Source organism: Xanthomonas hydrangeae, assembly GCF_032697525.1.
GTDB lineage: Bacteria > Pseudomonadota > Gammaproteobacteria > Xanthomonadales > Xanthomonadaceae > Xanthomonas > Xanthomonas hydrangeae.
This window is the reverse complement of record NZ_CP103836.1, coordinates 2,678,711-2,699,802: the sequence shown is the minus strand read 5'-3', so window position 1 is coordinate 2,699,802 and position 21,092 is coordinate 2,678,711. Positions and strand designations below refer to the sequence as shown.

Here is a 21,092-nt window from a genome sequence, read left to right as displayed (position 1 = left end):
CGTCGCTGATTGGCATTGGCATCGCGCACCACCAGCAATCAACGTTGCGCCGGACCCCAGTACCCGAGTTCGCGCCGAATCTGCAGCCCGCGCCATAGCGCACCCAACGGCTTGCGTCGCACCGGGCCGAGCTTGCCGCCGATGAAGTCCTCGGTCGCGGCAATCACCCGCGCCGACGATTGCCCATCGCGATATGGATGGATCGCGTCGGCATAACTGGCCAGCGCGCTACGCAGCGCCGCATCCGGCGCCAGTGCGCGCGCCAGTTGCTGCGGCAACTGCTCTGCTTGCTGAAAGTCGAGCATATGCGGCTGCGGCACGCGGTTGCGAAAGGTCACCACCGGTTTGTGCTGCACCACGAATTCGGAGACGATCGATGAGGTGTCCGACACCAGCACATCGGCCGCACGCTGCGCGGCCATGACCTCTTCGGGTTCGACGAAGCGGGCATTCGGCCCGGCCAGCGCGCGATAGCGATCGAACAAGTCCGGCGCGCACTTGGGATGCAAGGTCAGCAGCCAGTAGTGCGTACCGCGCGCGATATCGGCGGCGATCTCAGCATAGAGCGCAGGCGCAGCGCTCAAGCGCTCGGTAAACGTGGAGCCGAACAGGATCACAGGCCGCCCGTTGGCTGGCGCGCGCAACGCGGCACTGTGTCCGCCATCGTCGCGGAACACCGGGTCGAGCTTCGGCCAGCCGGTTTCGACCACTGCAAAATGCCCTTCGCGCGTGGCCAATGCACGAAACGGTGCCGTGGTGGCAGGACCTTGCGTGCAATACAGATCGAACAGACCGCGCACGCGGAAATGGCCGCGATTGTCTTCGCGCTTTTGCACGTTGAAGCCATGGAAGAGCTGCACCTTGGCGCCGGAGATAAACGGGGGCACCCAGTTGGCCGCGCTGAACACCGCACGCGGACGCAACGCCAGCGCCTCGCGCAGGCCGACCTCGCGCACACCCGGCAAGGCCAGCCCGCGCGCACCGCCCTCGAACCACGCCGACACGGCGTGCCCGCGGGCCTGTAATGCCTGCGCCAATGGCGCCAGAATAGGCAACGCGTAACGCTCCGTTGCGAACAGCAGGTATTCGGCCATCACATGTCCTCTTTGACCGCACCCGACGAACGGCCGCGCATCAGCGCCTGCATTATCGCGTTCAACGAGGCCGATCGCCTACGCGACTGTCTGAGCTCGCTGGCGTTCTGCGACGAGATCGTGGTGGTGGACTCCGGCTCCACCGACGCCACCGTGGCGCTGGCCACCGCGCTTGGCGCACGCGTGTTGCAACGCGACTTCGACGGCTATCGCAGCCAGAAAGCGTATTGCGTCGAACAGTCCAGCCACGACTGGGTGCTGTGCCTGGATGCCGACGAACGCATCAGCGATGCCTTGCGCAGCTCGATCATCGCCGCGCGCGATGCGGGCTTCACCGAGGCGGCAGGCTATCGCTTCGCACGGCTGTCGGATTACTTCGGCCGCTTTCTGCGCCATGGCAATGCCTATCCGGATCGCGTGCTGCGCCTGTTTGATCGCCGGCGTGGCGGCTGGCGCGGCAAGCGCGAGATCCACGAAGCGGCGAGTGTGGATGGAACCGTCGTCACCTTGCCCGGCGATCTGATCCATTACCCGTATCGCTCACTGGCGCAGCAGCTGGCCAAGACCCAGCGCTATGCGCAGATGATGGCCGAGCACGAGTACGCACGCGGCAAACGCGCGACCTGGAGCAAGCTGGTGCTGGCGCCGGCCTGGCGTTTCTGGCGCGGCTATCTGCTGCGTGGCGGTTTTCGCGATGGCTGGCACGGGCTGATCTACGCCTATGTGCGTGCCAACTACGTGCGCCAGAAGACCATCATGTTGTGGCTGCTACAGCACAACCAACCGGTGCAGGACCCGCCGCGCGCGGACGATCAACGCAGCGGCTGAGATGCAGCCTGCTGCGCCTGACGCGCTGCCAGACCAGCCAGCACACCGACCATCGCCGTGTAAAAACTCGCCGAGACCTGATGCGCGAACATCGATTGGGTCAATCCACATAGCGCGTAGCTGATCACGATCATCACGCCGGCCGCTGCCGGCCCGCGGAACTGGCGCTGCCCGCTGCGCCGATGCAGTCGCACGAAGATCCACAGCGGCACGCCATACACCGCAAACAACAGCAACAGGCCCGGAACGCCCTGCGTGGCGCCCCATTCGGCCAGATCGTTATGCGCGTGACCCAAATGACAACGCAGCAACCAGGTATCGCCGGCACACACCGGCAACTCGCGCATCGCATCGTCGAAACGCCCGACGCCCACGCCGGTGAGCGGATGCGCGCGCAAGGTATCCCAGGCCACATGCAGCCGCTCGATACGGGCGCCGGCAGACGAATCGCTGTCGCCGACCTCGTAGCGTTGCAAATCTCGCTGCAATTCACCCAGACGCATTTGATCGGTCAAGGCCGGCACGCTGACGATCACGCCCACCGCCAGCACGCCGCTCCCGATGAAAGCCAGCAAACGCATGCGCGGGCTATGCCAGGCCGCGCCCCAGATCAACACACCCAGGGTCACCAGCAACGACAGGTACACACCACGGCTGCCACTGAGCACGATGACCACCACCGCAGCGATGGCCGCGCCGACCAGCCAGCGCACGTTGCCGACCGGGCGACAGAACACCGCCACCACCAGCAGCATCAACGTGATATCGGCGAACACAATCGCGTTGGTAAAGCCTTCCGCGCGGTCGGCACCGTTCATCACCTGCAACAAGGCGATCAACATGGCTGCGAACACGCCGGCCAGTGCACCGCGCCACAACCAGACCTGGCGCGGTTGCAGCGCGTACGCCCACAACCCAGCCCACGGCAGCACCAGAAAGCGCGAGCGGTTATCGACGTCGCGCAGCCCATGTTCGAACAGGGCGATCGACAGCAGCGACATCGCAATGACCGCCGCCGTCAGCCAGCCCAGCGCACGTAGCGACCCATCGCGCGTGACGATGCCCGCACGCAGGTTGCGCCAACCCACCAGCGAACCGAGCAGCAGGCACACGCCGAACGGCAGCAGGCCGCTCGGCACGCTGACCACCAGCGTGGTCATCAGGAACACGCCCAGTTCGGCGATGCGCACGCCTGCCCGCGATGCGATGGAGGCAGTCTGCGACAGCGAAGCGGGTTGAGTGGGCAAGGAATTCATCGAGCATCGGTGGCGAAAGGGAGGCTAAAGCGGGCAACACGCAGCGGCAATGCCGGCCAAGCTAACGATGCCCCGCATGAATCGTCGCTAGACAGCGGCCAGCGGCGGCATTGACGCAGCGCAAGTCACGCCCGGGAGGTGTGCTCGGCGCCCTCATTCGGTCTCCAGGTTGCCCTGCTCCTGTGCTTCCACCGCGCGCTCGTTGGAGCTCGCCACGCAACTGCCCTGCACCGCATCGGCCGGCACCAGCCACCAGCGACGACGGTTGGCCACCCCCACCAATTGGCTGCGACTGCGATCCACGCAGGCCAGCAACGCCGTCTCCTGTACCAACAGCCAGCGTTGCGCAGGCTGCTCTGCCTGCCAGGTCACCCCGCGTTGCAGCTGTTGTTCCCACGGCACCTTGAAGCCGAAGGTCTGCGCGGGGCGGTCGGCCATCAGCAGGTTCTGCTCTTTCCAGGCCACCAGCCCGAGCTGCGCCCCCCCAATCCGGCGCCCGGCCTCGCGCATCACCGCGCCCGACGAGCTGGAGTCGTTGAAGATGGGGTAGCAGACCAGCCCGAACGCCACCCACCACGCACCCAGCAGCGAGGCGACCGCAAGCGCGGAGCCGCGCACCCGCAGCAACAGCAGGCTGGCCACGCCCCACACCCCCACCGCCAGCAACAGCCAGCCGAGCGGGTCGGTCGCCTCGCTGCCGACCCCGCGGCTGTCCATGATCTTCTGCTCGAAGCCCGGATGCCCGATCAGCATCGCCACCCCGCCAACGCTGAAGACCAGCGTCAGCAGCAGCGCGAATCCGAACAACATGCGTTGCACCCCGGCGCGGCGCAACAGCCCCGCCGCCAACGGCGCCAGCGCCAGGCAGAACATCGGCAGCGCCGGCAGGATGTAGACATCGCGCTTGCCGCTGGGAATGGTGAAGAACACCAGCACCAACAGCCACCATGCCAGCGGCAGCAGATAGCGCGGATCGCGGCGCTTGAGCCGGCGGCGCCAGGCCGGGATCGCCCATGGCAGCAGCAGGATGGTCGGCAGCCACATCGTGGCCATGCCCTTCAAGTGGTACCAGACCGGTTGCGCGTGGTCCCAGGAGCTGGCGTAGCGCTTGGCGGTCTGGCGCAGCAGGATGTCGTTGAGATACACGCGGTATTCGGGCTGGCCAGCGGTCAGCGCGGTCACCATCATCGGCACGAACCACAGCAGGATCGCGACGAAGAAGAACAGCGGCCCCAGCCAGAAGCGCCGATCGCGCACATGCACGCGCACACCCGGCCAACCGCGCGCCGACGCAATGCCGGCCGGGATCAGCATCAGCAAGGCGATCACGCCGACGCCCTTGGTGATCACGCCCAGCCCGGCGGCGAACCAGCCCAGCGTCCACCAGCGCCAGGCCGGGCCCATCAACAGATGGCGCAACAGCCCGTAATTGGCCAGGGTGATCCAGAACACCACCAGCGGGTCGATCTGCGCCTTCTTGGCCTGGAAGGTGAAGTGCAACGTGAACAGCAGCATCCAGGCCGCATACAGGCCGACGCGCCGGGTCCACAGCCGCCGCCCCAGGTCGTACACGCAGGCCAGCGTGCCCAGGGCTGCCAGCAGCGACGGCAGCAGGAACGCCACCCGCCAATTGCCCAGCAGCGTGTAGAACAGCGCCTGCAGCCACATCAGCATCGGCGGCTTGTCCGAGTACAGCTCGTTGCCGCGATGCGGGAACAGCCAGTCGCCGCTCAGCACCATCTGCTTGGCGACCAGCGCAAACCGCGGCTCGTCCGCCGGCCAGGGGTCACGCAATCCCAGGCCGGCACCGATGACCAATACAGCGGTGATGGCCAGCAGCCAGAAATCGGTGGAAGCACGGGTCTTGAGCATGGCCGGCGGCAGTGGGAAGCAGGAGGGAGCGCCGACTCGGCGCGCGATCAGGAGGTTTTTAGCAAAAGCGCGTAGAAAAATCCGTCGCAGTGCTGCTCGCCTGGAAACCGCTGGCGCCCCGGCCCTGCCGCATGACCAAACTGCGCACCCAACGGCTGTGCCTGGGCATCAGGGGTGCGTTGCAAAAACGCCTCCACCTGGGCCCGGTTCTCACGCGCGAGCAAGGAACAGGTGGTGTAAAGCAACTGCCCGCCCGGACGCAGCGTGCGCCAGGTCGCATCGAGCAGGCGCGCCTGCAAGGCGCACACCGCATCGATATCGTCGGCACGGCGATGCAGCAGCACATCCGGCTGACGGCGCACCACGCCGGTGGCCGAACACGGCGCATCCAGCAGCACCGCATCGAACGGCTGCCCGTCCCACCACGCGGCGGGGTCGGCGGCGTCGGCCGCATGCAGCGCCACCTGCGCGCCCGGCACGGTGCGCTGCAGGGTCTGCTGCACGCGTTCCAGCCGGCGCGCATCCACATCCAGCGCGGTGAGCTGCAGGCCGGGATGGCGTTCCAGCAGATGCGCAGCCTTGCCACCGGGCGCGGCGCAGGCATCGAGCACGCGCGCCGATGGAGCCAACGGCAGCGCATCGGCCACCTGCTGCGCAGCGCCGTCCTGCACCGAGACCTCGCCTTCGGCAAAGCCCGGCAATTGACTCACCGGTAGCGCACTGTGCAAGCGCACCGCATCCGGCAACATCGCATCAATTTCGGCAGCGATGCCCAGTTCGGCCAGGCGCGCGACATACGCGGCCGGATCGGTGCGCCCGCGATGCACCCGCAGCCACATCGGCGCCATCAGCGCGCTTGCAACGAAGATATCTTCAGCGTGATCGCCCCAATCGGCGCGCAGCTGCTTGCGCAACCAGGACGGCCAACCGGCATCGGTAGACACCGCCGGGAAACCATCGCGCTGCGCACGCCGCAGGATCGCGTTGACCATGCCGGCCTGACGCGGCCGGCCCAGCGCGCGACACGCATCCACGGTGGCCGACAATGCCGCATGCGCGGGCAGTTGCAGCACGTCGAGCTGGGCGAAGCCGGCCATCAGCAGCGCTTTCAGTTCGGCATCGCGCGGCGGCAACGGGCGCTCCAGCCACTGCCGCAGCGCTACGTCGTAGGCCGGGCGGCGGCGCAGCACCGCAAAACAGATCGCCTCCACCAGCGCGCGGTCGCGTGGATCGCTCAGGCCGGGCAAGCTTGCGGCCAGCTCGGCCTTGAGCGAGCGGCCCTGGTCGAACACCGCCGTCAGCACCCGCGCTGCGGCCAGACGCGAGGCAACGCCGGCAGTGGCAGCTTCCGTCGACATCAGGTCAGCGCCGGCAGATCGCGGCGCGCGTTGAGGTAGTCGGCGGCGGTGATTGCCTTGCCGCCCTCGCGCTGCAAGACGCGTACCCGCAACGCACCCGCACCGCAGGCGATATCGATGCCCTGCTTGCTGGCAGCGAGCAGGGTGCCCGGCGCCTGCCGATGTGCCAGGTCCAGCGCCACCGCGCCATGCAGGCGCACACGCTCACCGGCCAGCATCGCCTCGGCCACCGGCCAGGGGTTAAACGCACGCACGCGCCGCGCCAGTTCCTGCGCCGGCTGCGCCCAGTCCAGCCGCGCCTGCGCCTTGTCCAGCTTGTGCGCGTAGGTCACGCCCTCGGCCGGCTGCGGTTGCGCCACCGGGCGAACGCCGGCACGCAGCAACCCCAGTCCATCGGACAGCACCTGCGCACCCAGCGCGGCGAGGCGGTCGTGCAGCTGCCCGCCGGTTTCCTGCTCGCCGATCTCCAGACGTTGCGACAGCAGCACAGGGCCGGTATCCAGACCGGCTTCCATCTGCATCAGGCACACGCCGGTTTCGGTATCGCCTGCCTCGATGGCACGCTGGATCGGCGCGGCGCCACGCCAGCGCGGCAGCAACGAGGCATGCACGTTCCAGCAGCCATAGGTCGGCGCGGCCAGCACTGCCTTGGGCAGGATCAAGCCGTAAGCCACCACTACCATCAGGTCGGCATCGAGCGCGCGCAGCGTCGCCAGGGCCTCGGGCGAGCGCAGCGTCTGCGGCTGAAACACCGGGATGCCGCGCGCGATCGCTTCCAGCTTGACCGGCGAGGCGGTCAGCCCACGGCCGCGGCCGGCAGGCCGATCCGGCTGGGTATAGACCGCCACCACTTCATGTCGCTGCGCGGCAGCGCGCAACGAGGCGACGGCGAAATCCGGCGTACCGGCGAATATGATTTTCATGGGGCTGGGATTCGGAAGTGGAGATTGGGGATTCGTAAAAAAGGATCGGGCGACCGGGCCGAGAACCAGCGTTTCCAATCCCCAATCCCGACTCCCCAATCCCGGCCGTCAGGCAACGTGTTTGCGCTGCTTGGCCAGTTTCTTGCGCACCATCTCGCGCTTGAGCGGCGACAGGTAATCGACGAACAACTTGCCGTCCAGATGGTCCATCTCGTGCTGGATGCACACCGCCAGCAGGCCGTTGGTGCTCAGTTCCTGCGCCTTGCCCTGGCGGTCGAGATAGCGCACGGTGATCGCATCGGCGCGGGCGACGTCGGCATAGATGCCCGGTACCGACAGGCAGCCTTCCTGATACAGCTGCTCGCCCTGTTTGCTGACGATTTGCGGATTGATGAACACCTGCGGCAGGTTCTTCTCGTCGCTGACGTCGATCACCATGAAACGCTTGTGCACATCCACCTGACTGGCGGCCAGGCCGATGCCGGGCGCCTCGTACATGGTCTGGAACATGTCGTCGAGCAAGCGTTGAAATGCCGGGCTGGTGACCTCGGCAGCATCGACCGGCACGGCCTTGGTGCGCAGCCGCGGGTCGGGAAATTCGAGAATAGGGAGCAAAGCCATGGGGTTACCCGTGCTGGGAACACCGGCGCGGCGCCGGCAAGACGCTCCTATTCTAGCGCACTGCTTGCGTAGCTCCGGGGTTTCTGGACTATAGTGCGCGGACCTGTTGGGGAATCAGGCAAGAAGGCACTCATGTTGAACCGACTTCGTACGGTCGTCGCTGCGGCGATGCTGACCGTCGCGACCTACGCTGCCGCGCAAGCGGTGGGCGAACATCCAGAGACTTACGTGGTCCGCAAGGGGGATACCCTTTGGGACATCGCTGGGCGTTTTCTGCAAAAGCCGTGGCTGTGGCCGGAAATCTGGCAGGCCAATCCGCAAATTCAGAATCCGCACCTGATCTACCCGGGCGATGTGATCAGCCTGGCCTACCTGGATCGCGTCGCCAAGGGCACTGTGCAGCCCGGCCCGCGTCAGGAAGCGCCGATCAATGCGATTCCGCTGTCGGACGTCGAGCCGTTTCTCAAGAACCTGCGCGTCACCGACGACTTCGACGGCCTGCCGTATGTCGTCGGTCTGGAGGGCGGTCGTTCGCGTGCCACCACTGGCCAGTTGGCGTATGTGGTCGGCCTGGACGACGCGCAGCCGGGGCAGCGTTTTGCAGTGGTGCGCCCGACCGTGAAGTTCAGCCTGCCCAAGCCCAACGATGATCTGGATATGGCCGGCAATAGCGTCGCCGGCTCCGGCAACATCTGGAAGAACTACATCGCGCCGAGCAGTCGCCGCGAGTTCCTGGGTTATGAACTGGCGCAGGTCAACGTCGGCACCATTACCCGCAGCGCGGCAGGCGGTAATTCCAAGGCGGCGACCTTGCTGTTGCAGGACAGCGGCCGCGAAGTGCGGGCGGGCGATCGCATCATCGCGGTCGAGGCGCAGCCGTACGATCTGCAGTTCATTCCGCATCCGCCCTCGGAACAGGCCACGCAGACCGAGTTGCGCGTGCTGGCCATCTCCGATGCCTTCATCGTCGGCGGCACCCGCGACGTGATCGCCATCTCCGGTGGCGCGCGCGAGGGCATCAACAACGGCACCGTGTTCTCGATCTGGCGCAAGGGCCGCACGGTCAGCGACCGCGTCAAGCACTCGCGTTTTTCGCGGACCGATGACGATTTCAGCGGTCCGGCCGGTTCCACCGTCGGCCTGCCCGACGAATACGTCTCGCACGCGATGGTGTTCCGCACCTTCGACAAGGTCAGCTATGCGTTGGTGATGGAAAGCGTCAAGCCGACCGGCCTGGGCTACATCGTCAAGCATCCAGACGCGCAGTAAGCGGGACAAAATCCGATGCTGTAACGCGACGGCGCCTGAGGGCGCCGTCGTCGTTTGCGGCCTACGCTGAGCGCATGGCCCTGACTGCTCCAGACCTGCGTGCGTTGTTGATCCTGCTGCTGGCCGGCGGCCGCAGCCCGCCGCGCCGTACGCTGCTGACGACGTTCGCCTCGCCGGCCGAGATCCTTGCTGCCGGCTCCGATGCATGGCGCGCTGCCGGCTGCGACGCGCTGCAATCGGCCCTGCTGCGCGTCCCCGACGCGCAGGCGCTGGACGCTGCGCTGCACTGGTGCGCGCAGCCCGGGCATCACCTCATCGGCTGGCAGGATCCGGACTATCCCGCCCTGTTGCGGCATCTGGTCAATCCGCCGCTGGCCTTGTTCGTGGACGGCGACCCCAATGCGTTGTGGCATCCAGCGGTAGCGGTGGTCGGCAGCCGCGCGGCCACGGCCGGAGGGAGGGAGCACACCCGCGCGTTTGCTTCCAGCCTGGCGGGCGCCGGGCTGGGCATCGTCAGCGGCATGGCGGCAGGCGTGGATGCGATCGCCCACGAGGCCGCGCTGGCCCGCGCCGACGGCATCACCGTGGCGGTGGTCGGCACCGGCACCGATGTGGCCTATCCCGCCCATCATCAGTCGCTGCGCGATCGCATCGCCGCGCGTGGTGCGGTCGTCAGCGAGTATCTACCCGGTACAACGGCGGCCGCGGGGCACTTCCCGGCCCGCAACCGGATCATCGCCGGGCTGGCATTGGGCACGCTGGTGGTCGAAGCGGCCATGCGCTCGGGCGCGCTGATCACCGCGCGGCTGGCAGCCGAGGCCGGGCGTGAAGTGTTCGCCCTGCCCGGCTCGCTGCACAATCCGCTCGCGCGCGGCTGCCATCACCTGATCCGTCAGGGTGCCACCCTGGCCCAGGAGCCGGCCCAGATCATCGACGGGCTGCGCCTGCTCTCGGGCGAGTTGGCCGATGCCTTGCGCCAGCGCCTGGCCGCCCCCACTGATCAGGCCAGGACGGCGCCCAAGGCCTCTACCGCGCGCCCGGATCCGGACTACCAGCGCTTGTGGCAGGCACTTGGCCACGACCCAACCCCTATGGATGCATTGGTCGAACGCACCGGATTGACGGCCGCCACGCTGTCCTCCATGCTGCTCATCATGGAACTGGAGGGAGACGTGGTCACCGAGCACGGTCGCTATACCCGCAATCCCTAGTTTCTTCACCTCCACAGCGTCGCGCGACGCAGGCCGAGGGGCAATGAAAGAGAGCATTCTTGATGTACTGCTGTACCTGTTCGAACATTATTTCAGCGAAGACGCGGACCTGGTCCGTGACCGTGACTCGCTTCAGAATGGCCTGATCCAGGCTGGCTTCAGCCCTGCAGAAATCAGTAAAGCCTTCGATTGGCTGGACGCGCTCTCCGAGCAGCGGCCCAGCGTTGCGCGCCCGCACGTCGACGGGCCGGTGCGTATCTACCACGGCCCGGAGCTGGACAAGCTCGATGTGGATTGCCGTGGGTTTCTGATGTTCCTGGAACAACACCGCATTCTCGATGCCGATCAGCGCGAGTTGGTGCTGGACCGCGCCATGGCGCTGGACCAGGACGAGCTTGATCTGGACGACCTCAAGTGGGTGGTGCTGATGGTGCTGTTCAACCAGCCGGGTGCCGAAGCGGCCTATGCCTGGATGGAAACGCAGATGTTCCTCGACGAGCCTGAACCCGTACACTGAGGGTCGAAGCCGCGATGGAAGCGCGTGCGTGGGGACGGGAATGAGCAGTTGGTATTACGCCGAGGGCAACCGCCATCGGCGTGGCCCGGTGGCCGGCGAGGCCTTGCTGGGCCTGTATCGTGATCGCGCAATTGCCTTGGATACCCTGGTCTGGCGCGAAGGCCTGGCCCAATGGGTGCCATTGTCTGCCTGCGCCGAAGAGCTCGGGCCGCCGATTTCCACCGAGTTGAGCGCTGCAGCGCAGCCGCCGCCACTGCCATCGGCGGCGGCACGCATGTCGCCTGCCCACGTGTCTGTAATGCCAGCGCATCGCCTGCCGAACCACGGGCCGGGATGGTCGCTGGCGGTGGTCCTGTGCGCGGTGGTGGGGATGTTTGTCCTGGTGGCAGTGATCGGCATTCTGGCTGCAATCGCGTTGCCGGCTTATCAGGACTATGTGGGACGCACCAAGGTCGCCAAGGCGGTGGCCGCGTTAGCGCCATTAAAGCCGCAGATCGCCGAATTTCTTGCGCAGGAAGGCCGTTGTCCGGTCAATGGCGACAGCGGGTTCCAGGCGCCCGAGCATTATGCAAACGACGTGCTGACCAGCGTGCGGGTTGGCCGTTTCGACACCACCCAGTGCGGCATCGAAGCGGTGATGCACGCACCGAAATCGGCCAAGCTCGACGGCAAGGCGTTGTGGCTGGATTTCGACGCTGATGCCAGCAGTTGGCAGTGCAGTTCCGAGATCGACGACAACCAAGTTCCGCCGGACTGCCGCGGTTAGAGCGTGTTCTCTCAAAGCGCATGACACGCTCTAGCCAATTGTTTCATCCAAGGGGACATCAATGACGCAGTGGTATTACGCCGACGCCCAGCGCGAACGCCAGGGGCCGATCGACACCGACACGCTGGTTGCACGCCTGTCGCAAGGCATCATCGACCGCTCCAGCCTGGTCTGGCGCGAAGGTCTGCCGCAGTGGGTGGCGCTGCGCGAGGTCGCGGCCGAACTGGGCGTCGACACAGCAGTGCCGGCGACCCCCGAGCCGACCGGATATACGTCGGTGGACGTTCCGGGCAGTGAACCGCAGGCGACGGTTTACCCGACCAGCGCCCCGGCGGATAACGCGCCCGCCGCAGTGGCGCCGTTTGCCGACTCCGCTGCGGACGCTTCGCTCGCGCAGACCGAATCTGGCCTTGCCGATCACCCTGCAGCAGTCGATCAGCATCAGATTCCGCCAACCGAGCACGCTGCACCGGCAGATCCGGTGGCGTGGTCCACCACGCCGGCAGAGGCAGCGACACCCCCGGCGGCCTCAAGCCCGACCCTGACCAAGACCTCGGACGCGCCTGCGACGCCCGCCGATGCCTCGTCGCAGACACCCGCTGACGTGCCAATTCCCAGCGCCTGGGACTCCGTAGCCGCCGCCGCACCCACAGCAAGCGTTGCTTTGCAGGATGCCCCGGTTGTCTACGCCGGCCTGTGGCGGCGCGTGGCGGCCAGCATTCTGGACAGCTTCGTGACCACCTTCGCGGTGTATCTGATCGTGATCCCGTTGGTGTTCGTCGTGGCGCTGGCAACCACCCGCGGCGATTCCGGTTCGGCCCTGGACGACGGCAGCGCGCTCGGCATCGCGATCATGGTGGTGTCGTATGGCATCGGTCTGGCCATCCCGACGCTGTATTTCGCCTGGATGCAGTCCAGCCGGCACCAGGCCAGCCTGGGCAAGCTCGCCTGCGGCATCAAGCTGGTGCGCGCCGACAGCAACGGCGGCCGGGTCGGTTTTTGGCGCAACGTGCTGCGCTATCTGGCCTACATGCTGATCAGCGTGCTCACCCTGGGCATCGGCGCGATCGTGGCGGCGTTCATGGCCGGCATGACCCAGCGCAAGCAGGCCCCCCACGACAAAGTGTGCGAGACCCTGGTGGTGGATCGCTGGGCCTTCACAGATCATCCGGAGCGGCAATCCACGGGGCTGGACACAGTCACGATTGTGGTGCTGGCCATTTATGCGGTGATAGTAGTGATTGGCGTGATCTTCGCCGCAATCATGATTGCAGCCATCGGAATGAGCCAGAACTGAGGGTTCGTGGCCGAAGCCGCTTGACACGGCGGCGTCTGCCGTGATCTTTCTAATAAGAGAACTGAACGCCCGGGCTACCATCCCGGGCGTTGACGTGTGGGAAACAGGCGATCTGCTTCCCTCCACCGGCCAATTAGGCCACGCTACCTGCCCCCCGGGCCCTGCCCAAAGAATTAACCACCATGCCCAAGCACCTGCTCATCGTCGAATCGCCCGCCAAGGCCAAGACGATCAATAAATACCTCGGCAAGGACTTCACCGTCCTGGCCTCGTATGGGCACGTGCGCGACCTGGTCCCCAAGGAAGGCGCGGTCGATCCGGACAACGGATTCGCGATGCGCTACGACCTGATCGAAAAGAACGAAAAGCATGTCGAAGCCATTGCGCGCGCCGCCAAGACCGCCGACGACATCTTTCTGGCGACCGACCCGGACCGCGAGGGTGAGGCGATCAGCTGGCACATCGCCGAGATCCTGAAAGAGCGCGGTCTGCTCAAGGACAAGCCGATGCAGCGGGTGGTGTTCACCGAGATCACCCCGCGTGCGATCAAGGAAGCGATGCTCAAGCCGCGCGCGATCGCCGCCGACCTGGTCGATGCGCAGCAGGCACGTCGCGCGCTCGACTATCTGGTCGGCTTCAACCTGTCGCCGGTGTTGTGGCGCAAGGTGCAGCGCGGCCTGTCGGCCGGCCGCGTGCAGTCGCCGGCGCTGCGCATGATCGTCGAGCGCGAAGAAGAGATCGAAGCCTTCATCGCGCGCGAATACTGGTCCATCGATGCGCACTGCCGGCATCCGTCGCAGCCGTTCAATGCGCGTCTGATCAAGCTGGACGGGCAGAAATTCGAGCAGTTCACCGTCACCGACGGCGATACCGCTGAAGCCGCGCGTCTGCGCATCCAGAAGGCCGCGCAAGGCGTGCTGCATGTCACCGACGTGGCCAGCAAGGAGCGCAAGCGTCGCCCCGCCCCGCCGTTCACCACCTCCACGTTGCAGCAGGAAGCCTCGCGCAAGCTCGGCTTCACCACCCGCAAGACCATGCAGGTGGCGCAGAAGTTGTACGAAGGTGTGGCGCTTGGCGACGAAGGCTCGGTCGGCCTGATCAGCTATATGCGTACCGACTCGGTGAATCTGTCGCAGGACGCGTTGGCGGAAATCCGCGACGTGATCGCGCGCGACTTCGGCACCGCCTCGTTGCCGGATCAACCCAATACCTACACCACCAAATCCAAGAATGCGCAGGAAGCGCATGAGGCGATCCGTCCGACCTCGGCGCTGCATACCCCGGCGCAGGTCGCGCGCTTTCTGTCCGACGATGAGCGCCGCTTGTACGAATTGATCTGGAAGCGCGCAGTCGCCTGCCAGATGATTCCGGCCACGCTCAATACCGTCAGCGTCGACCTGTCGGCCGGCAGCGAACACGTGTTCCGCGCCAGCGGCACCACCGTGGTGGTCGCAGGCTTTTTGGCCGTGTACGAAGAAGGCAAGGACACCAAGAGCAGCGAAGACGAGGATGAGGGCCGCAAGCTGCCTCCGATGAAGGCTGGCGACAACATTCCGCTGGACCGCATCGTCACCGATCAGCATTTCACCCAGCCGCCGCCGCGCTTCACCGAAGCGGCGCTGGTCAAGGCGCTGGAGGAGTACGGCATCGGCCGGCCGTCCACCTACGCCTCGATCATCCAGACCCTGCAGTTCCGCAAGTACGTGGACATGGAAGGCCGCAGCTTCCGTCCCACCGACGTGGGCCGCGCGGTGTCCAAGTTCCTGTCCGGGCATTTCACCCGCTACGTGGATTACGACTTCACCGCCAAGCTCGAAGACGATCTGGATGCGGTCTCGCGTGGCGAAGCGGAATGGATTCCGTTGATGGAGAAGTTCTGGGGCCCGTTCAAGGAACTGGTCGAGGACAAGAAGGATTCGCTGGACAAGACCGACGCCGGCAGCGTGCGCGTGCTCGGCGCCGACCCGGTCAGCGGCAAGGAAGTCAGCGCGCGCATCGGCCGCTTCGGCCCGATGGTGCAGATCGGCACGGTCGAAGACGAAGAAAAGCCCACGTTCGCCTCGTTGCGCCCGGGCCAAAGCATCTTTTCGATCTCCATCGAAGACGCGCTGGAACTGTTCAAGATGCCGCGCGCGCTGGGCCAGGACAAGGAACAGGACGTCAGCGTCGGCATCGGCCGGTTCGGGCCGTTTGCGCGCCGTGGCAGCGTGTATGCCTCGCTGAAGAAAGAAGACGACCCGTACACCATCGATCTGGAACGCGCGGTGTTCCTGATCGAAGAGAAGGAAGAGATCGCGCGCAATCGGGTGATCAAGGAATTCGACGGCAGCGACATCCAGGTGCTCAACGGTCGCTTCGGCCCTTACATCAGCGACGGCAAGCTCAACGGCAAGATCCCCAAGGATCGCGAGCCGGCGTCGCTGAGCTTCGAAGAAGTGCAGCAGTTGCTGACCGACACCGGCAAGCCGGTGCGCAAGGGCTTCGGTGCGAAGAAGGCCACGCTGAAGAAGAATACGGTCAAGGATTCATCGCCGAAGAAGACCGCAGTCAAGAAGACCGCCACCAAGACTGCCGCGACCAAGACCGCTGCCAAGAAGGCCCCGGCCAAGAAAGCCGCCGCCAAGAAGGCCGCCAAGCGGGTGGTCAAGAAAGTGGCGAGCAAGGCGGCAGGCTGAGTCGCACGATGCAATCGGTACCCAGCCCCGCGCTCAGTGTGGATAACGCCGTCGCTGCCCTGACCCGGGGCGGCGTGATCGCCTATCCCACCGAAGCGGTGTGGGGACTGGGTTGCGACCCGCGCCAGGAAGCGGCCGTGCTGCGGCTGCTGGCGATCAAGCGGCGCCCTGTCGACAAGGGCGTGATCGTGGTGGCCGCCAGCGTGGATGTCCTGCACGAGTGGGTGGACTTCGACGCGCTGGAGCCTGCGCGCAAGCAGGAGGTACTGGCCAGCTGGCCGGGCCCGCACACCTGGATCCTGCCCGTCACCGCACAGGTGCCGCGCTGGGTCACTGGCGCGCATGACGGGCTGGCAGTGCGCATCAGCGCGCATCCGGTCGTCGCCGCGCTCTGCGTAGCCTGGGGGGCTCCGTTGGTGTCCACCAGCGCCAACCTGGCCGGGGAGCCACCCGCACGCAGCCGGCAGGCGCTGGACCAGGCGCTGCTGGCCAGCATCGATGGCGTGGTGGATGGCGAAGTGGGCGCGTTGGCGCAGCCGACCCAGATCCGCGATGCGCGCAGCGGGCAGATCCTGCGCAACTGAGTGAACTAATTGTAGATCCGGGCCAGATGGCGCGTGCGGCGGGGCACGAAGCCCTATGCGGTTGCCGCGTCGCTGATCCGCCGGCCTGCATGACCCAAACCAGTTCAGCCGCTCCCCCTTTGACACAGCCGGACAGACGCGCACACTGCGGTCATGCGTACCGTCCTGACCCTTCTGTTGCTGGCCACCGCGCTGCCTGCGTCGGCGGCCAGTACCGCCAGCAAACCCGATCCGAATGTACGGATCTACCGCTGCGTCAGCAGCACCGGCACCGTGGCGCTGCAGGACGCGCCGTGCAGCAGCGGGCGCCAGCAGGTGCTGGACCTGCAACGCCCGCAAGATCCGCCGCCGCGATCGGAACGTGCTGTCGTCGCCCCTGCCACCGTCGCAACGCAGCCGCCACGCGAGGTGCGCATCATCACCGTGCAGCCGCCACAGCCGATGTATGAGTGCACCACTGAAGACGGCAACCGCTACACAAGCGACAGCCCGGAAGGCAATCCGCGCTGGGTGCCGACCTGGGGCCCCGCCTATGTGGGCAACGGCATTGCCCCGCCGGTCAACGGCGGCGGCATCCAGCGTCCGCCGATCTCGGTGAGCCCGCGCCCGGCAGTATCGGTGCAAGGTGGCTCCGGACGGGGTGGAAGCGTGCGCGGAAGCGCAAGCTTCGGAGGCGGCGGCTATCAGGGCGGTTACAACGGCGGCGGCTACGGCGGCGGCACGGTGATCGTGCCCTACGGCAATGTGCAGATCCGCGACGAATGCCATGCCCTGCCGGAGCAGGAAGTCTGCGGGCGGCTGGCCGATCGCCGCTGGGAGCTGATCCGTCGCTACAACAGCGCCTTGCAGAGCGAGCGCGAGGACCTCAGCCGCGAACAACGCGGCATCGACGCACGCCTGCAGCGCGATTGCGGCGGCGCATGAGGCGCTGGCTACTGTTGTTGTTGATGGGATGGATGTCGGTCGCCAGCGCCCAGGACGTGACCATTTACCGCTGCACCGATCCGACCGGCGCGCTCACGGTGCAGAACATGCCGTGCCCGAAAGGCGTACAGCAGCAAAAGAAAGTGATGACTGCGCCGGCCGCCGTACCGTTTGCGCCCGGCGGATCGAGCGTAGCATCGCCTACGCGCACAGCGCCCTCTGCACAACCGCGCGCCACCCCGAAAACCGAGGCGCCCGCTGCTGCACCCGTTGCGGCACCAGCACCGGTTGCGCCGACGTCACCTGCCACGCCCTCGACCTCCACACTGCCACCGCCGCCGTTGTTCGAATGCACCGCGCACGACAACGGACGCTATTTCACCGAAGACCGCGAACCGGCCACACGCTGCCTGCCGATGCAGACCACCAACCTGGCCGGCGGGCCGGCCACCGGCGGCGGCAGCGCCTGCGAGGTGGTCACCGATCGCTGCGCGCCTGTTCCGGATCAGAGCCTGTGCGAGGCCTGGCGCAAACGCGCCGAGCAGGCCGAGGCAAGCTGGCGTTTCTCCGACGAGGCGCAATCGGCCGACCGCAAACAGCGCTTCGATCAAATGCGCCGCGTGCTGGACGAAAGCCGCTGCGCGAATCCGTCCGCAACGCCTTGATGCTGCAACCAGCGGTCCAGCGCAGGTCAGTCAGTTCGACGGCGCTGCGTTTGCTGGGCCGATGTTTTAAAGCCACTGGCAACCTACAGCGATCACCAGATGGCATGTGCGGTGCACCGACCAGCAGCGCAAGCGAGCAACCTCGCGGACCCCTGACTCGCGCGCGGGCGGGTTAAAACCCGTAACGCAGGAATCCGCCGTCCACCGCGATGCATTCGCCAGTGATGTAACTGGCTGCCGGCAGACATAGAAAACCGACCGCCGCGGCAACTTCCTCCGGTTCGCCGATGCGGCGCATCGGAGTGCGTTCGATCACCTGCTCGTAGTAATCCGGATCCGACAGCGGCCCGGATGTGCGACGGGTGCGGATGTACCACGGCGCCACCGCATTGACGCGGATGCCGTCCTCGGCCCATTCCACCGCCAGATTGCGCGTCATCTGCTGCAACGCGGCCTTGGTCATGCCGTACGGCGCGCCGCTGCGCACATGGGTGATGCCGGAGACGCTGCCGACGTTGACGATCGCCGAAGCCGCGTGGCGGGTCAGCAACGGGTGCGCATAACGCGACAATTCGAAAGCGGAAAACACGTTGGTTTCGAAGATGCCGCGCCACTGGTCTTCGGTGTAGTCGATCGCCGCGCGGGTGATGTTGCCGCCGGCATTGTTGATCAGCAGGTGCAGGCCATCGGCGTGGTCTTCCACCCAATCGAGAATGGCGCGACGTTCTTCATCGTCGGCCACATCGGCGGCCAGGCCATGCAATTCGCGCTCTGGGAATTCTTCGGCGAGTTCGTCGCGCGCCTGCGCCAAGGCATCGGCATCGCGCGCCACCATCAGCAGATCCGCGCCAAAGCGGAGCAGTTCGCGTGCGATGGCAAAGCCAATGCCGGCGCTGGCACCGGTGATGAGCGCGGTCTGTCCATCCAACCGCCAACGATGGGTTGTCACGTGGGTGATCCTCTTTCAAGACGCAGGAAACGGCCGCTGCAGCGTGATTGACGCCTGCGTGCGGCCCGAGCGTTAGGATACCGCCACCCCAAGCGAGGTCACGACGATGAAACTGCATTGGATTGCTGCAGCCAGCCTGGCGTTGTTGCTTGGTGCCTGTCAGCGACCGCAACCTGCGCCCACCGATCAAAAGCCCGAGCCGCAGGCCACCGCCTTGCGCGAGCACATCCAGGAACCGTTGAATAAGGCGCACGCGGTGCAGGCGGCGACCGATCAGGCAGCAGACGATCAACGCAAGGCGATCGACGCAGCCACGCAGTAGAAACGACAACGCCGGCACAAGGCCGGCGTTGTCGATGCATCACCTTGAAAACGTGCTGCGTCAGAAACCGCAGAAGCAATACGCCAGCGATTTGACCGGCGTGCCACCGGCCTTGCTGTCATGCACGGCGTCTTCGACGAAGCGCAACTGGGTATCCACTTCCGGCAGCGAGCGCGCCAGCATGGCGCGTGCCATGGCCGAATCGCCCAGCATCCAGGCGCCCATGCGACTGCCGGCAAAGCCGCTCATGAATTGCGAGAACGGCGTGGCCGGCTTCTCGACATAGCGCACGCGGAACTTGCCCTTGCTCAACTTTGCCCGATCGGCTGCGTCGGCCACCGCTTCCTGCATGCCGCCGAACGCGTCCACCAGGCCGTGCTGCTTGGCCTGCGCCCCGCTCCACACGCGGCCGCGTGCGACCTTGTCGATGGCCTCCACCGATTGGTGACGCGCCTGCGCAACCTTGCCGGTGAAGTCGGCATAGCCCTTGTTGATCACCGCCTGGATGACCTGGCCGGCGGCCGGGTCCAGCGGACGGGTGATGTCGAAGGCACCGGCAAAGCGCGTGGTGCCCACGCCATCGGTATGCACGCCGATCTTGTCCAGCGCACGGGTCAGATTCGGCACCATGCCGAAGATGCCGATCGAGCCGCTGATGGTCGACGGGTCGGCATAGATGCGATCGGCATTCATGCTGATCCAGTAACCGCCCGAGGCGGCCAGATCGCCCATCGACACCACCACCGGCTTGCCGGCCTGCTTGAGCGCGACCACTTCGCGACGGATCTGCTCGGAGGCGAACACTTCGCCACCGGGCGAATCCACGCGCAGCACCACCGCCTTGACCTCTTCATCGTCGCGCGCCTGACGCAGCAGCGCGGCAGTCGATTCGCCACCGATGCGGCCGGCCGGCTGCTCGCCACCGCTGATCTCGCCAGCGGCCACCACCACGGCCACCTGCGGGCGGCTGTCCATCGAACGCCGCGCCTGCAACTGGGTGAGATAGCTGGCGAAATCGATGTTGCGGAAGCCGGCATCGGCATCGCTGTCGGCCACGCCGCGCTTGGTCAGCAAGGCATCGACCTCTTCGCGGGTCTTGAGACCGTCGACCAGCTTCTGCCGCAGCGCGAACTTGGCCAGGTCGCCACCGGCGGCGGTCACGCCTTCGGGCAGCGTATCGATGCCGGCGGCCAGCTGCGCTGGGCTCAGCTTGCGCGCAGTACCGACGTCGGCCAGGTAGCGCTGCCACACGTCGTTCATCCAGAACAGATCGGCCTCCTTGGCGTCGGCCGAGGCCGCGTCGAGGATGTACGGCTCGGCAGCGGACTTGTACTCGCCTACGCGGAACAGATGCACATCCACGCCCAGCTTGTCCTGCAGGCCTTCGCGGAAATACTGGCGATAGCGGCCAAGGCCTTCCAGCAGCACGCTGCCCATCGGGTCGAGATAGACCTCGTTGGCCTGCGCGGCCAGCAGGTATTGGCCCTGGCTCATGCTTTCGCTGAAGGCCACGATCTGCTTGCCGGAGGCGCGCAGCTTCTGCAGGGCCGCGGCGACTTCGCGCTGCGAGGCGAAACCGGCCGGCTGGAACTTGTCCAGGTTCAACAGCACCCGTTCGATCTTGCGATCCTTGCCGGCCGCCTCGATCACCCGCACCAGGTCGCGCAGCTGCACCTCTTCGGCGCTCTTGTCGCCGACTGCCTTGGCCAGCGAACGGCTCACCGGGTCGGCGCTGAACTGCTCGACCAGGGTGCCTTCCGGGTTGATCACCAGCGTGGTGCGCTCGGCCAGCGGCTTGGTGCCGTCGCCACGCGCGATCGCCACCACAAACAGCAGCAGCATCAGGAACAAGAAGCCGAAAAACGCCAGGTTGAAGATCAGGCGCCGGGTGAAATTCATCACATCCCACAGGCCGACGAAGAAACTGGCGATGGGATTGCGACGCACGGGGTGGTTCATGG

19 protein-coding genes are annotated in these 21,092 nt (G+C 66.2%); 11 read left to right on the top strand and 8 right to left on the bottom strand.

Features of this window, described 5'->3' with window-relative positions:
* Positions 1 to 38: 38 nt before the first annotated feature.
* Positions 39 to 1,097 carry a CDP-glycerol glycerophosphotransferase family protein gene (locus tag NYR97_RS11215; protein WP_316692978.1) on the bottom strand — a complete coding sequence of 353 codons (1,059 nt, stop codon included), beginning with the start codon at positions 1,095 to 1,097 and terminating at the stop codon, positions 39 to 41.
* On the opposite strand from NYR97_RS11215, the gene NYR97_RS11210 reads away from it, so the two are divergent.
* Positions 1,098 to 1,922: a glycosyltransferase family 2 protein gene (locus tag NYR97_RS11210; RefSeq protein ID WP_316692975.1), complete on the top strand. Its 825-nt coding sequence runs from the start codon at positions 1,098 to 1,100 to the stop codon at positions 1,920 to 1,922.
* Here NYR97_RS11210 and NYR97_RS11205 read toward each other — a convergent pair.
* The 5 genes from NYR97_RS11205 to def all read right to left on the bottom strand — a co-directional run bounded on the left by NYR97_RS11205 (position 1,907) and on the right by def (position 7,952).
* A complete protein-coding gene (locus tag NYR97_RS11205; protein WP_316692973.1) occupies positions 1,907 to 3,178 on the bottom strand; it encodes an O-antigen ligase family protein in 1,272 nt (423 codons plus the stop codon). The two genes, NYR97_RS11210 and NYR97_RS11205, sit on opposite strands and share 16 nt — an antisense overlap.
* A 153-nt stretch (positions 3,179 to 3,331) precedes the next feature.
* A complete protein-coding gene (locus tag NYR97_RS11200) occupies positions 3,332 to 5,050 on the bottom strand; it encodes an ArnT family glycosyltransferase (protein ID WP_316692971.1) in 1,719 nt (572 codons plus the stop codon).
* A gap of 47 nt (positions 5,051 to 5,097) precedes the next feature.
* A complete protein-coding gene (gene rsmB / locus NYR97_RS11195) occupies positions 5,098 to 6,408 on the bottom strand; it encodes a 16S rRNA (cytosine(967)-C(5))-methyltransferase RsmB (RefSeq protein ID WP_316692968.1) in 1,311 nt (436 codons plus the stop codon).
* Positions 6,408 to 7,331, bottom strand: coding sequence for a methionyl-tRNA formyltransferase (fmt, locus tag NYR97_RS11190; RefSeq protein ID WP_104550011.1), 924 nt, complete (start codon positions 7,329 to 7,331; stop codon positions 6,408 to 6,410). Before fmt ends, rsmB begins: the two co-directional genes overlap by 1 nt.
* A 108-nt stretch (positions 7,332 to 7,439) precedes the next feature.
* A complete protein-coding gene (def, locus tag NYR97_RS11185) occupies positions 7,440 to 7,952 on the bottom strand; it encodes a peptide deformylase (protein WP_316692964.1) in 513 nt (170 codons plus the stop codon).
* 132 nt (positions 7,953 to 8,084) lie between these two features.
* Here def and NYR97_RS11180 point away from each other — a divergent pair, with 132 nt between their 5' ends.
* From NYR97_RS11180 to NYR97_RS11140, 9 genes are all read left to right on the top strand, one after another.
* Positions 8,085 to 9,221 carry a LysM peptidoglycan-binding domain-containing protein gene (locus tag NYR97_RS11180; RefSeq protein WP_006453162.1) on the top strand — a complete coding sequence of 379 codons (1,137 nt, stop codon included), beginning with the start codon at positions 8,085 to 8,087 and terminating at the stop codon, positions 9,219 to 9,221.
* A 74-nt stretch (positions 9,222 to 9,295) separates the two neighbouring features.
* On the top strand, positions 9,296 to 10,432 hold the full coding sequence (gene dprA, locus NYR97_RS11175) for a DNA-processing protein DprA (RefSeq protein WP_316692960.1): 1,137 nt from the start codon (positions 9,296 to 9,298) through the stop codon (positions 10,430 to 10,432).
* 43 nt (positions 10,433 to 10,475) lie between these two features.
* Positions 10,476 to 10,949, top strand: coding sequence for a DUF494 family protein (locus NYR97_RS11170; RefSeq protein ID WP_006453160.1), 474 nt, complete (start codon positions 10,476 to 10,478; stop codon positions 10,947 to 10,949).
* A 40-nt stretch (positions 10,950 to 10,989) separates the two neighbouring features.
* Positions 10,990 to 11,715 (top strand): pilin, encoded by a 726-nt coding sequence (locus tag NYR97_RS11165; protein WP_316692956.1) that lies wholly within the window; start codon positions 10,990 to 10,992, stop codon positions 11,713 to 11,715.
* A 61-nt stretch (positions 11,716 to 11,776) separates the two neighbouring features.
* Positions 11,777 to 13,012 (top strand): RDD family protein, encoded by a 1,236-nt coding sequence (locus NYR97_RS11160; protein WP_316692954.1) that lies wholly within the window; start codon positions 11,777 to 11,779, stop codon positions 13,010 to 13,012.
* Positions 13,013 to 13,194: 182 nt separating this feature from the next.
* Positions 13,195 to 15,687 (top strand): DNA topoisomerase I, encoded by a 2,493-nt coding sequence (locus NYR97_RS11155; protein WP_205392701.1) that lies wholly within the window; start codon positions 13,195 to 13,197, stop codon positions 15,685 to 15,687.
* 8 nt (positions 15,688 to 15,695) lie between these two features.
* Complete coding sequence (gene tsaC, locus NYR97_RS11150) at positions 15,696 to 16,271, top strand: L-threonylcarbamoyladenylate synthase type 1 TsaC (protein ID WP_316692952.1); 576 nt, start codon at positions 15,696 to 15,698, stop codon at positions 16,269 to 16,271.
* Between the two features lie 153 nt (positions 16,272 to 16,424).
* The gene (locus NYR97_RS11145; protein ID WP_316692950.1) at positions 16,425 to 17,195 is read left to right on the top strand and encodes a DUF4124 domain-containing protein; all 771 of its coding nucleotides are present in this window, start codon (positions 16,425 to 16,427) and stop codon (positions 17,193 to 17,195) included.
* Positions 17,192 to 17,860, top strand: a complete 669-nt coding sequence (locus NYR97_RS11140; protein ID WP_316692948.1) for a DUF4124 domain-containing protein — start codon at positions 17,192 to 17,194, stop codon at positions 17,858 to 17,860. Before NYR97_RS11145 ends, NYR97_RS11140 begins: the two co-directional genes overlap by 4 nt.
* Before the next feature lie 172 nt (positions 17,861 to 18,032).
* Here the strand turns inward: NYR97_RS11140 and NYR97_RS11135 are convergent, their stop codons facing one another.
* Entirely contained in the window at positions 18,033 to 18,809 is a 777-nt protein-coding gene (locus NYR97_RS11135) for an SDR family oxidoreductase (protein WP_316692946.1), read from the bottom strand.
* Positions 18,810 to 18,915: 106 nt separating this feature from the next.
* Here NYR97_RS11135 and NYR97_RS11130 point away from each other — a divergent pair, with 106 nt between their 5' ends.
* Positions 18,916 to 19,131, top strand: coding sequence for a hypothetical protein (locus tag NYR97_RS11130; RefSeq protein WP_316692944.1), 216 nt, complete (start codon positions 18,916 to 18,918; stop codon positions 19,129 to 19,131).
* Between the two features lie 60 nt (positions 19,132 to 19,191).
* Here NYR97_RS11130 and sppA read toward each other — a convergent pair whose 3' ends face one another.
* Complete coding sequence (gene sppA, locus NYR97_RS11125) at positions 19,192 to 21,090, bottom strand: signal peptide peptidase SppA (RefSeq protein WP_316692942.1); 1,899 nt, start codon at positions 21,088 to 21,090, stop codon at positions 19,192 to 19,194.
* Positions 21,091 to 21,092: the final 2 nt, after the last annotated feature.